Origin of the sequence: Clostridium sulfidigenes (assembly GCF_000732635.1) — a bacterium.
In the GTDB taxonomy this organism is placed as follows: domain Bacteria; phylum Bacillota; class Clostridia; order Clostridiales; family Clostridiaceae; genus Clostridium_J; species Clostridium_J sulfidigenes.
Genome location: NZ_JPMD01000046.1, coordinates 1 through 12,664, shown reverse-complemented (window position 1 = coordinate 12,664; position 12,664 = coordinate 1). Strand labels below are relative to the sequence as shown.

Sequence of the window (12,664 nt, the reverse complement as noted above, 5' to 3'; positions counted from 1 at the left end):
AAAGTGTAAAGGAGGAGATAGTTATTATAAACTACAAGTGGATATTGTGTCCTGTATGTGGAAATAAAACACGATTAAAGATAAGGGAAGATACTGAATTAAAAAAATTCCCCCTCTATTGTCCGAAATGCAGACAAGAAAATTTAATTGAAATAAAGCAGTTCAAAGTAACTGTGATTACAGAGCCAGACGCAAAGACGCAGAGCCGATAAAATGAGATTAATACAATCTCATTTTATCGGCTCTTTCCGTTATGTATGGATTCTTTTAATTAGTCTTCGATGTTTCTTGCTTCGTTGATACCGCTGGCTAAAGATTCCATTAAGGATAGTTCTTTGTCTGTAAAGCTATCCATGTATTTCTCTATCTGTAATCGTCGGGTGCTTTTTACCAAGTTATTAGCAGGTAAGAAAAATTCATCAACGGAAACATGAAGTAACGATACAAGGTCATAAAGAACTTGTATGCTGGGGTGTTGCCCTTTATTTTCAATATTAGTTAAGTACCGTGGGTCAATTTCAATCAATGCTCCCACTTGTTCACGAGTTAAACCTCGTTTCAATCGAGCTTCTTTAATGGCTAAACCAAAGGCTCTAAAATCATATTTATCTTCTTTTTTACGCATAGTAGACCACCTCTATACATTTTATTGTTCCTACTGAATTAAAAACAGGTATAGAAAAACGTGTTATATGGTTTATAGGTTTATATTTAATAAAAAGCACTACTAAACGCCAATAAAAAAAAACCGTTATATGGTAGTGCTATTTACGCTGTTAAAATATTGTATATTACTTCCAAATGGCGGTTTGTTGGAGGTCAACGTCGCCATGAAGTACATCATATACAATAAATTTCCTTACATTGGGTTCTTGTCAAAAAAAGTCGTCTATCTGCAATAGATAAGTACGTCCACCAATGTGGTTTTATAAATCATATAGATAGAATAACAGAAGCATGTAAACAGAGAAATAAATCTGTTTATATGCTTTTTTGGCTATTCAGAACTTTTTTACAAAGTTTATTTATCAGTAATGCAACAAATCCCCCTTTCACATTGGGACTAAGAGTGAAAGGAGATAAACGAGCAAGGCTCACTTCCTTTCCTAGACAGAAAGGGGGTGAGAAACATGAAACCATCTTCTTTTCAGACCACAATAGAAAATCAGTTTGACTATATCTGTAAACGTGCTATGGAAGACGAGCGAAAGAATTATATGCTTTATCTTTCAAGGATTGCAAAGCGTGAGGTGTCCTTTTCGGATGTTGGCGATTATCTTGTTAGCCAGTTTGCGACAACAGATAACTATTCAACTGACTTTCAGATTTTTACACTCAATGGGTTATCAGTAGGCGTTGAAAATGATTTGTTGAGTGAAGCATTACGTGAGTTGCCAGACAAGAAACGTGAAATTCTACTGCTGTTTTACTTTATGGACATGAGCGATTCAGAAATTGCAGACCTGTTGAAATTGAACCGTTCTACTGTCTATCGGCATAGAACCAGTGGACTAGCCTTAATTAAAAAGTTTATGGAGGAATTTGAAGAATGAAAACACAATATCCTATGATTCCCTTTCCTCTCATTGTAAAGGCAACAGATGGCGATACCGAAGCGATTAACCAGATTCTACATCATTACAGAGGGTACATAACGAAGCGTTCCCTACGACTTATGAAAGATGAATATGGCAATCAAAGTATGGTCGTTGATGAAGTCTTACGTGGAAGAATGGAAACCAGACTGATTACAAAGATTTTGTCATTTGAAATTAAGTAATATCCTCTCTCCTTTCGTGGAAGCGTGCTAAACCATTCCACGCTTCCCGAACAGGGAGGTTTGTTATTCCACCAAAGCATATTGAGCTTTCAATGTGTTTTGATAGGCTAACGAGCCATTGTTCTTTGAAAACTGAATAAAAGTAATCGAATACGTTTCGATAAGAAAAGAGCCAACGGAACTAACCGCCATGACCTATCTTATAAAGATAGCGAGCGATTCATGTTAGTGATCCGAGAAGCAATCTTTAGCAGGATTGCCTGCAACGACATTCTTATCGTGATAATGATACTCCCATACAGTCAATAGTCCGAGCGTGATAAAACCGTCGCAGGCAATGAGTATGGCTACATGAGAACCATGCAGGGGTGGAACTCCCGTGAGCTTTGCTAAAGCTGTTCGATTGCTGGTAAAACAACTTTTATGAAATCCAAATAAGTGATTTGGAAAGGAGGATTTTATGAAGCAGACTGACATTCCTATTTGGGAACGTTATACCCTAACCATTGAAGAAGCGTCAAAATATTTTCGTATTGGCGAAAACAAGCTACGACGCTTGGCAGAGGAAAATAAAAATGCAAATTGGCTGATTATGAATGGCAATCGTATTCAGATTAAACGAAAACAATTTGAAAAAATTATAGATACATTGGACGCAATCTAGCGTCGCCAAAGGGTCTTGTATATGATAAAATAGTATTAAGTCGTATCAAGGCTCTTTCCATAAAGGAAAGGAGCAAATGCCATGTCAGAAAAAAGACGTGACAATAAAGGTCGAATCTTAAAGACTGGAGAGAGCCAACGAAAAGACGGAAGATACTTATACAAATATATAGATTCATTTGGAGAACCGCAATTTGTTTACTCGTGGAAACTTGTGGCTACAGACCGAGTACCAGCAGGAAAGCGTGATTGTATCTCACTTAGAGAGAAAATCGCAGAGTTACAGAAAGACATTCATGATGGTATTGATGTTGTAGGAAAGAAAATGACACTCTGCCAGCTTTACGCAAAACAGAACGCTCAAAGACCAAAGGTTAGAAAAAACACTGAAACTGGACGCAAATATCTTATGGATATTTTGAAGAAAGACAAGTTAGGTGTAAGAAGTATTGACAGTATTAAGCCATCAGACGCTAAAGAATGGGCTATTAGAATGAGTGAAAATGGTTATGCTTATCAAACCATCAATAACTACAAACGTTCTTTAAAGGCTTCATTCTATATTGCTATACAAGATGATTGTGTTCGGAAGAATCCATTTGACTTTCAACTGAAAGCAGTTCTTGATGATGATACTGTCCCTAAGACCGTACTAACAGAAGAACAGGAAGAAAAACTGTTAGCCTTTGCAAAAGCTGATAAAACCTACAGCAAAAATTATGATGAAATTCTGATACTCTTAAAAACAGGTCTTCGTATTTCAGAGTTTGGTGGTTTGACACTTCCAGATTTAGATTTTGAGAATCGTCTTGTCAATATAGACCATCAGCTATTGAGAGATACTGAAATTGGGTACTACATTGAAACACCAAAGACCAAAAGTGGCGAACGTCAAGTTCCTATGGTTGAAGAAGCCTATCAAGCATTTAAGCGAGTGTTAGCGAATCGAAAGAATGATAAGCGTGTTGAGATTGATGGATATAGTGATTTCCTCTTTCTTAATAGAAAGAACTATCCAAAAGTGGCAAGTGATTACAACGGCATGATGAAAGGTCTTGTTAAGAAATACAATAAGTATAACGAGGATAAATTGCCACACATCACTCCACATAGTTTGCGACATACATTCTGTACCAACTATGCAAATGCAGGAATGAATCCAAAGGCATTACAGTACATTATGGGACATGCTAATATAGCCATGACGCTGAACTATTACGCACATGCAACATTCGATTCTGCAATGGCAGAAATGAAACGCTTGAATAAAGAGAAGCAACAGGAGCGTCTTGTTGCTTAGTAGTACAAATGAATTTACTACTTATTTACCACTTCTGACAGCTAAGACATGAGGAAATATGCAAAGAAACGTGAAGTATCTTCCTACAGTAAAAATACTCGAAAGCACATAGAATAAGGCTTTACGAGCATTTAAGAAAATATAAAAAGATAATTAGAAATTTATACTTTGTTTATACTAAAAAATGTGGATTTACATTTTTAAAGGAAAACATATTTGATGATGAATGTAAGTCTTTTGTTTTTAAAAAGGAAAAATAATATTATAAACAGATTGAGTTAAGATAAGAAAGAAGATTAATCAAGTAATTCATTGGTTAAGATACATGAATTTAAATGTTTTGAATTTGGGGGATAAGTAATTATATGAATAATATATATTTTAAGGATATAGATAATACTAATGAAAATATTGTTAGGAAAATAAAATTAAAGTCAGACCAAGAGAAATTTATTGAAACTGTAGATGAATGCTTGGAAGAAGCAAGAACTTGTAGTCAGTGGAATCCTGTAGCTATATATCATAAGGAGGAAGTAATTGGATTTGCAATGTACGGATCCTTCGGGCCTAATAAAGACACTTGGATTGATAGAATAATGATAGATGAAAGATACCAGGGAAAAGGATTTGGAAGAATTGCAATGACCGACCTTATTGATATAGTTTCGAAAAAATATGATGTTAATACTATCTACTTAAGTATAGTTGAGCAAAATATATTAGCTTATAGTTTATATAAAAGCATTGGTTTTGAGTATATAAATGAAAAGGATGTTAATGGAGAACTTATATTTAAGTATACAATTTAAAATAAATATTTAAGCAAGGTGGAGTCAGAGAGTTTTTATGTTTTAAAATCTCATCTTTTTATATGGTGAAATTGATATATAATTAAATAACTTATTAGTAATACTGTTTATTTTAGAGCATCTCTATATGGAGGTGCTTTTAATATACTCATACATTTTATTGAAATCGTGTTATAATAAGTATGTGAATGAATAATTGTATTAAATTGCGAAGTAAATAAAATCCGTATATTGCAAAAGTATAAATTTGTATTTATTAGAAGGAGGTAGTATGAGTACAAACAGTAAAGAGATGTTAAAACTTATTGACTTGAAGCCTGTGAGTAGCAGAATAGATTATGAGGTTTTAGAAACATTCCAATGTAATGGATACAGAAGGGAACTTATTCAATATTTCATACATGGACGTAAAAACACTGCATTTTTGCTTTTGCCAGATGGAGAAGGAAAGCATCCAGCAGTTTTAATAAATCATCAACATAACAGAGAAAGAAATCTTGGCAAAAGTGAAGTTTGCGGTCTTGCTGGGAATCATCTTCAAGCCTTTGGTCCTGCACTTGCAGAGAGGGGATTTGTTGTCATAGCACCAGATTCATTGTGTTTTGAGGATAGAAGAGTTAATGCCTCAGGAATCAATAAAAATGATGAAGATGATGACTGGCAGCATTTTCTTACAATGTGCTACGGAATACTCACAGGTCAGACTCTGGCAAAAACAGTAATTGAAGATGCAATGGGAGCAATCAGTGTGTTAAATGGATTGGATTGCGTTGATTATAATAAAATAGGTTGTTTAGGACATTCATATGGAGGTAATACAACGATTTATCTTACTGCATTTGATAAAAGAATACATTATGCTTGTGCTAGCGGTAGTGCCGCAACATTTAGAAACAGAATTAAGAATAATGTTGGTATTGAAATGGCAAGTGTTATACCAAATTTTATGAGATATTATGATATTGACGATGTAGTATGTGAGATTTGCCCAACTAAGTTTCTAATTGTATCAGCAACAGAAGATAAATACTCGAAAGATGCAATGGATATCTATAAAAAGGCAGAAAAGGAATATATAAAATGTAATGCAGGGCAACAAATTAGTATTAAACAATATGAAGGTGGTCATGCACTTACATCAGAAAGATTTAATTATATAGTTGACTGGATTATTGAGGCTGCAAAATAAATATAGAAGTTTAATTAATTCGTAATCTTCTATAATTGATTATAAGTCATGTGACATATTAAAATGAAAAATATATCCTTGCCTAGTTTTAAATATAAATAGGTGTATATTTACCTATTTATATAGGTAAAAATGGATATAGAGAACTATTTAAATATAAAAATATGAACCTATTTAACTATGAATATATTTATCTATTAAACTATTTGTTGTGTACATGCGGGATTTAGGGGTTATCTATTTTTGAAGGTGACATGAAATTGTTTATCAATGAGTTAGTAGGTTGAATTTACAAATGAATAATTGTAGAATATTGGAAAGTAACTTTTATCTGTATTTTAGGAGGAAAATAATAATGAACAGAATTGAAGTTTTAAGACAGTATATTGATGAGATACTTTTAAATATGACAGATGTTGAAGAAAGAAGATGTGCGTACTTACATTTATATGGAGTTGCTCAGTCTTGTGCATTAATTGCATTAAAGCGTGGAGAAAATGCTGAACTTGCAACAATGGCAGGTATGCTTCATGATATATATTCATATGCAAAAATGGATACAAAAGACCACGCACATAAAGGATCTATCCTAGCAAGAGATATATTAACCTCATTAAATGTAACAAATGAGCATGAAACTAAAATGATTTGCGATGCAATTTATTCCCATAGCGATAAAGTATTAGCACACTCTAATTTTGATGAAGTTTTAAAAGATGCAGATGTACTTCAGCACTGTTTATATAATCCTTTGTTTGAAATAAAGCCACATGAAAAGGACAGATATGAAAAACTAAAAAGTGAGTTTGGCATTGTAGATTTTAAATATTGGAGGATGGAACAATATGATTGAAGCAAAATTTTATTATAAAAATGAAAATGCACCAAAACCTAATAAGCCAAACCATATAGGTGCCTGTGCAATTATTAAGTATAATAATAAAATATTATTAGAAAAAAGAGCAGATAGTAACCGTTGGGCACTTATAGGCGGAGGTTTGAAAATTGATGAAAGTTTAGAAGAAGGAATAATTAGAGAAATTAATGAAGAAACAGGAATTATAATATCAGAAGAGTCTTTGTTCTTTTGGAAGATGTTTTCAGACCCATCAAGAATCGCTGCATATCCAGATGGAAATATTGTTAGAATAATATCTGCTGCTTATATAGTAAATTTAACAGAGAATCATAAATTGGTATGCAGTGACGAATCGGAAGAATTGAAGTATTTTACTTACCAAGAGCTAGAAAAATTAAATATCGCTGAAACACATAGACATATAATTAAAGAGTATTTTTCATCAATGGTAAGTTAACTGTTGATTTTTTAAAGTGAGCATATTTCAAATCACCTAACAAAAATTATAATATATTCCATAAATGGTTTTCACATTAGTTACTATGTGGTATAGTGTTTTTATGGTATATTTATAATATTATAGACAATATTGTATATAATTGTGCTTTATCAAAGATAAAATCTTATTGAAAAAGATTTTAAAGTACTAAAGAATGTAGGTGGAAAGTATGAAAAAAAAAGAAGTTAAAATGAATGTATTTAGTAAAAAAGTAATAATTAGTTTTATACTTATAGTTATGGGTCTAACATTTGTAGCTTGTACTAGTTCAGATAAAACTGAAGAAAAAAATCTTAAAAGATCCCAAGATACAGAGTTTGCATCAGATAGTGGAGTTAGGATAGAAAAATTAAGTAAAGTTCAACAGAAGAATTTGCGTACTTTAGCAAAGGTCTGGGGATTTACTAAGTATCGTCATCCAGACATTACAGCAGGGAATATTAATTGGGATGCAGAATTATTTAGAGTTATTCCAAAAGTGCTTGAGGCAACCACCAAGGAAGAAGCTGGAGATATCATGGCTACATGGTTAAACCAGTTTCCATTTCAGGTTAATACACTTAGTAAAGAACAGGAAGATCTATATCATCAAGTAAAAGAGAAGGCATACTTAGATGTAGAATATTCATGGATAAAGAATAGACAAGTCCTTGGGAATAACCTTGCTGACTATCTTGAAAATTTATCAGAGGTAAAAGTAACTGATAATGACAATGGATATGCTGTTTTTGAAGAAGGGGATATTGTCAATGTATCTTCAGATTCTTTTATGGACAATTCTATTAACTATGAAGACACAGGAATGAGATTGCTCGGGCTGTTTCGTTATTGGAATATTATAGAATATTTCTATCCATATAAAAATCTCATGGATGAAGATTGGGAACAAGTACTTTATGACAAGATTCCAGAGTTAGCACTTCAAAGTGATAAGGAATCATATGCATTATCCATTGCAAATCTTACCACATATATTCATGACTCTCATGGCTTTTTTAATGATAACTTTAAGGTGCTACCACAACACTTTGGAGCATACAAAGCAAAAGCAACTATATTTAATATAGATGGTCAGATTGTCATTGCTGGCAGGGAAGATAAGTCCCCTTTAAAGTTAGGAGATATTGTGGTATCTATTGATGGGACTTCTATAGAAAAGATAATAGAGGAGTGCAACAAATATATATCAGTATCAGATAAAAATCGTTTTACAAATGCTTTTGATTATTACCTTTTGCGTTCTACAAAAGAAATAGCTGAAATAGAGGTAATAAGAAATGGTGAAAAGTTAAGCTTGAATGTTCCATGCTATTATAATAGCAAGTATGATGTAAAAAGACTGGGCCAAGATGAGAAAAGTTGCTTTATGGGAGACAAAAAAATAGGTTATATTAATATAGCTACACTTGAAAGTGGAGATTTAGATAAATTAATGAAAAAATTTAAAGGGACAGAAGGGTTGATTATTGATGTGAGATACAGTAATGCAAAAATGAGTGAATATATTAACTATCCTATAGGGGAATATATAAAACCTGAAGTTTCTGAATATCAACAATTTTATTCAAGTAATAGTTTCGAACCAGGGAAATTTATCAAATCAACAAGCAATAGTTCAGGAAGAGGATTCATTGAGAAACAATTGGACAAAGGTATAGATTCAACTACATTTAGCAAAATATTTGATAACGGCATTATTAGAACCTCATTAGGAAAAGTAAAAGATAGATATCAGTATAATGGGAAGGTAATAATACTGATGAATGAATGTACACAAAGCGTCTTGGAGACAATGGTTATGTCTTTTATGGATGCACCAAATGCAACGGTAATAGGAACTCCTTCTGCAGGAGCTAATGGTAATAAAATGGACATTACACTTCCAGGGTGTATACAGACATCTATATCAGGGCTAGCAGTAACATATATGGATGGAAGCCAGACACAAAGAATAGGTCTTAAACCTGACATAACTGTAAAACAAACTGTGAAAGGAATTGCAGAGGGTAAGGATGAGGTTATAGAAAAAGCAATAGAGTTAATCACGAAACCAGAGAGTAAATAGCAATAGTGTAAAATAAGTAAGAAAAATATGCCACCTTGTGGTGGATGTGGTGAATTTATTCATGAAAGTATCACATAGTAATGTAAATGGAAAATTTTCTAGAGGTGTACAAAATGAATTTGAGATTGGCAGGTTTTACAGAAATATATGCAAAAGAAGTTTGTAGTTGGAAATATGATGATATATATTCTATATATAATTATCCAGGATGGGATAAAGTATCTAATGAAAAATGGGGTATTACAATAGAAAAAAAGAGAAAGAGTGAATTTAATGCTGTGATCGATGATTGCAATTGCTTATGTGGATACATAAGATTACTGGATAAAAATGAGTGTATTTTTATTGGAATTGGTTTAAAACCATCTTTATATGGACAAGGATTAGGAAAGGTCTTAATGGAAATAGTAAAACAACAATGCAAGAAGATATATCCAGGTAAAAAGATTGCTTTAGAAGTTCGATCTTTCAATGAAAGGGCGATTAAATGCTATAAAAGTGCAGGGTTTAATGTAGTAGATACTTATAGGAAAGATACGCCCCTTGGTTATGGAGAATTTGTTAGAATGGAGCTTCCTGAACACTCTTCTTAATAGAGTACCTAATAAAGACTATTGTAGTTTATAGGATTTAATTTTACAATCAACCTTAGGAAAGTACAATATTGAGGCATAAAGTGACTAGATATTTAAATTTTAATTTATATTATATGTTATAATAGTTACACGGTTTGTTGCTGATATTGTTTAATAAATGTGCAAATGGAAACAATGAAATGTAATTCTAAGTTATTTACAGTGGATAGGAAGTGAATTAAATGAAACTTATCATATATCATGGAAGTGATAATATTATAGATAAACCTAATCATGAGGGTGGAAGAAAATTTAGTGATTTTGGAAGAGGGTTTTATGCAACTACTAATATAGAAATGGCTAAGAGTTGGGCAACTCGTAAAAAAGATAAACCATCCTATGTAAATAAATATATGTTCAATGTAGATGGTCTTAATTCATTGACTTTTGATTTAGATATTCATTGGATATTGTTCATAGCCTATAATAGAGGACTTATATTAAATAATGAGATTAATCATATATTAAATAAAAAATATGAAAATATTCATGAGTATGATGTTATAATTGGTCCTACTGCAGATGATAAAATGTTTGATACTTTAAATTTATTTTTTAATAATAATATAACTATAGATCATTGTCTTCATGCCCTAAACTCAATGGATTTAGATGTTCAATATAATATAAAGACTCAAGCTGGTATAGATTCAGTGGAATTTAGTAGTGCTACTCAATTAGATGAATTAGATAAAGCATATTATTCTAAAGAAGTAAAAGCTAAAAAAGATATAATGAATAAAAAGATGACTTTTATAAGACAAAAGTTTGGTAAGGTAGGTAAATATTTTGATGAGTTAGAGGGAGTTGATATTAATGGATGAATATTCAATGGCTTGTAGACACCTTGGACAATTCTTCAAGTTAGCAGTTGAATATAATATGGATGCAGTAGATTTTACTTTAACTGCCTTAAATAGTGAATATAAGCAGGGTATTGAAATATATCAACCTCAATGGTATTCACAAAGTCAATATTACTACTTTGAAGAATTTATGGAAGATAATAAGGTTAAAGAAAGATTTTACACTGAGGATGAAATAACCTACGAAAAGGAGAGAATGTATTGGCTGGGGTATTGCCTACAAGATTGGAGCAATAGAGCAAAGGTAACAGGTGAGGAAATCGCAGCTGCTTTAAGAGAAGAGGGAGTTAAACATTTAATAAGAAATTATAAAATCTATCATACCGTAGACCCAATGTATGTTTTAGAGGATTGTCAGGATTATTTAGGAATAAAATTATTTAACGGCTTTGATTAAAATGTTGATGTGGTAAAAAATAAATGGAAGATTGCTCTTCCATTTATTTTTATATTTTATTTTACATATGGTCTTTCATATCTGGATATATATTACTTCAATTAAACTTCTTATTACAATATGGACATTGATATACCGAATCAATATCACTATCTTTGTCAAATTTCATTGGTAACCTGTAATTACAATAAGGACATTTCCAAAACAAAATAGATAATACGATAAATATTGGCAATAAACTTATACCAATAATTGTAAACAAAGCAAAAGGAAAAAAACATCCTATAAAGCAGAGAGGAACAGATAAAAATAAGCACGCCAAAGAAATTTTACGAATTTTTAGTAATTTTTCTATCTTATTCATGGTACACCTCCAATATATATTAAAGTTAACTAATTCGATCTATTATTTTCTTGTATTTCCTTTTTTTGCATCAAATATGATCTTTGTTCTCTTTTTCATCTACTTACTCTCCTCGTAATTAATATAATTACTCAAATCAGAAATTAAACTTACTAAAAAAACCTTTTATGGATTAATCATACTATATATAGTTTACTACAAAATAATGAAAAACTGAAATACTTATAAAATATAAGAAATCATATTTAGAGCATCTCTATATAGAGATACTTATTTACATACATTTTATTGTAATCGTGCTATAATAAGTATTATATTTATGGTTGTAAATGAAAAATCTTAGGAAATGGTGAAGAAAACTAATTTTCATATAATATGAATAAGTTTAAGGTGGTTAAATAAATGATTGGATTAGCGAGGGGAACCGTTAAGGTTGTTCCATATAGTTTTAATTGGAAAGAGATTTATAAGGAAGAAGAAAAACTATTGTATCATTTGTTAGGCGAAACTGCTATAGATATACAACATGTAGGAAGTACATCAATAGAAGGACTTGATTCAAAACCAATTATAGATATTGATGTAGGAGTTAAATCATTGGATGATGTAGATAAGCATAGAAATTTATTAGAAGCAAATGGATATCAATTTAGAGATAATGCAGGGATTGAAGGTCGTGTAATGTTTGCTAAAGGAAGGGAAGATTTAAGAACTCATTATTTGCATATAGAAATAATTAACGGAGAACTGTGGAAAAATCACATCTATTTTCGTAATTACCTTAGGCTAAATAAGGAAGCCGTTGAGGAATATTCGAAGTTAAAGAAGAATTTAGCTGCAAAGTATACTAATGATAGAGGTTCATATACAAATGCAAAGAATGAATTTATTAATTCTATATTAAAAAAGGCAAAAGAAGAAGTGGATTGACACGACTTTTAGTAAGGAATACATAATAGGGTTCATGTTTGTAGCAGAAAATAAAAATAGTTATATTAAATTGTGAAGCATTATGAATTTTAAAAAGTTTCGATTCTGTTAAGCTGATATGAAAAAATAGCTTAATAATTCGTAGAATTACTCGCTCTTTGAAAATTATATAAGTTTGGATGATTTATTGCATGGCAAACAAGCCTACAATAAATTGGATTTTTGTAGGCTAATCAAAGATATTAATCAATGTTAAGCAGCAACAAACCAAGAGTTCTTATTTGAATCACTAGAGTTAAATCCTGCTA

Annotated in this window: 16 protein-coding genes; 14 read left to right on the top strand and 2 right to left on the bottom strand. The window is 31.5% G+C overall.

Annotated features, from left to right (window positions below; all coding sequences use genetic code 11):
• The first annotated feature begins 23 nt into the window (after positions 1–23).
• Positions 24–212, top strand: a complete 189-nt coding sequence (locus tag IO99_RS18815; RefSeq protein ID WP_012962334.1) for a cysteine-rich KTR domain-containing protein — start codon at positions 24–26, stop codon at positions 210–212.
• A 59-nt stretch (positions 213–271) separates the two neighbouring features.
• Here the strand turns inward: IO99_RS18815 and IO99_RS16085 are convergent, their stop codons facing one another.
• The gene (locus tag IO99_RS16085) at positions 272–625 is read right to left on the bottom strand and encodes a helix-turn-helix transcriptional regulator (RefSeq protein WP_001227347.1); all 354 of its coding nucleotides are present in this window, start codon (positions 623–625) and stop codon (positions 272–274) included.
• Between the two features lie 505 nt (positions 626–1,130).
• Between IO99_RS16085 and IO99_RS16080 the strand changes: the two genes are divergently transcribed.
• From IO99_RS16080 to IO99_RS16025, 12 genes are all read left to right on the top strand, one after another.
• Positions 1,131–1,553 (top strand): sigma-70 family RNA polymerase sigma factor, encoded by a 423-nt coding sequence (locus IO99_RS16080; RefSeq protein WP_000804885.1) that lies wholly within the window; start codon positions 1,131–1,133, stop codon positions 1,551–1,553.
• Positions 1,550–1,780: a helix-turn-helix domain-containing protein gene (locus IO99_RS16075; RefSeq protein ID WP_000857133.1), complete on the top strand. Its 231-nt coding sequence runs from the start codon at positions 1,550–1,552 to the stop codon at positions 1,778–1,780. The genes IO99_RS16080 and IO99_RS16075 overlap by 4 nt, the downstream gene beginning before the upstream one ends.
• A 460-nt stretch (positions 1,781–2,240) precedes the next feature.
• Positions 2,241–2,444 carry an excisionase gene (locus tag IO99_RS16070; RefSeq protein WP_000814511.1) on the top strand — a complete coding sequence of 68 codons (204 nt, stop codon included), beginning with the start codon at positions 2,241–2,243 and terminating at the stop codon, positions 2,442–2,444.
• Between the two features lie 81 nt (positions 2,445–2,525).
• A complete protein-coding gene (locus tag IO99_RS16065) occupies positions 2,526–3,743 on the top strand; it encodes a tyrosine-type recombinase/integrase (protein ID WP_001291561.1) in 1,218 nt (405 codons plus the stop codon).
• A gap of 365 nt (positions 3,744–4,108) precedes the next feature.
• Positions 4,109–4,552: a GNAT family N-acetyltransferase gene (locus IO99_RS16060; RefSeq protein ID WP_035135258.1), complete on the top strand. Its 444-nt coding sequence runs from the start codon at positions 4,109–4,111 to the stop codon at positions 4,550–4,552.
• 271 nt (positions 4,553–4,823) lie between these two features.
• On the top strand, positions 4,824–5,741 hold the full coding sequence (locus IO99_RS18530; RefSeq protein ID WP_051824254.1) for an alpha/beta hydrolase family protein: 918 nt from the start codon (positions 4,824–4,826) through the stop codon (positions 5,739–5,741).
• A 355-nt stretch (positions 5,742–6,096) separates the two neighbouring features.
• Positions 6,097–6,594 carry an HD domain-containing protein gene (locus IO99_RS16050; protein ID WP_051824248.1) on the top strand — a complete coding sequence of 166 codons (498 nt, stop codon included), beginning with the start codon at positions 6,097–6,099 and terminating at the stop codon, positions 6,592–6,594.
• On the top strand, positions 6,587–7,057 hold the full coding sequence (locus tag IO99_RS16045) for an NUDIX domain-containing protein (RefSeq protein WP_051824246.1): 471 nt from the start codon (positions 6,587–6,589) through the stop codon (positions 7,055–7,057). Before IO99_RS16050 ends, IO99_RS16045 begins: the two co-directional genes overlap by 8 nt.
• Before the next feature lie 211 nt (positions 7,058–7,268).
• Positions 7,269–9,164, top strand: a complete 1,896-nt coding sequence (locus IO99_RS16040) for a S41 family peptidase (RefSeq protein ID WP_035135257.1) — start codon at positions 7,269–7,271, stop codon at positions 9,162–9,164.
• Positions 9,165–9,277: 113 nt separating this feature from the next.
• Positions 9,278–9,757, top strand: coding sequence for a GNAT family N-acetyltransferase (locus tag IO99_RS16035; protein ID WP_035135256.1), 480 nt, complete (start codon positions 9,278–9,280; stop codon positions 9,755–9,757).
• Positions 9,758–9,981: 224 nt separating this feature from the next.
• Positions 9,982–10,623 (top strand): DUF3990 domain-containing protein, encoded by a 642-nt coding sequence (locus IO99_RS16030; RefSeq protein ID WP_035135255.1) that lies wholly within the window; start codon positions 9,982–9,984, stop codon positions 10,621–10,623.
• The gene (locus IO99_RS16025; RefSeq protein WP_035135254.1) at positions 10,616–11,062 is read left to right on the top strand and encodes a DUF3791 domain-containing protein; all 447 of its coding nucleotides are present in this window, start codon (positions 10,616–10,618) and stop codon (positions 11,060–11,062) included. Before IO99_RS16030 ends, IO99_RS16025 begins: the two co-directional genes overlap by 8 nt.
• A gap of 97 nt (positions 11,063–11,159) precedes the next feature.
• Here IO99_RS16025 and IO99_RS16020 read toward each other — a convergent pair whose 3' ends face one another.
• Complete coding sequence (locus IO99_RS16020; RefSeq protein ID WP_035135252.1) at positions 11,160–11,426, bottom strand: hypothetical protein; 267 nt, start codon at positions 11,424–11,426, stop codon at positions 11,160–11,162.
• A gap of 402 nt (positions 11,427–11,828) precedes the next feature.
• Here IO99_RS16020 and IO99_RS16015 point away from each other — a divergent pair, with 402 nt between their 5' ends.
• Complete coding sequence (locus IO99_RS16015; protein WP_035135250.1) at positions 11,829–12,356, top strand: GrpB family protein; 528 nt, start codon at positions 11,829–11,831, stop codon at positions 12,354–12,356.
• Positions 12,357–12,664 lie beyond the last annotated feature (308 nt).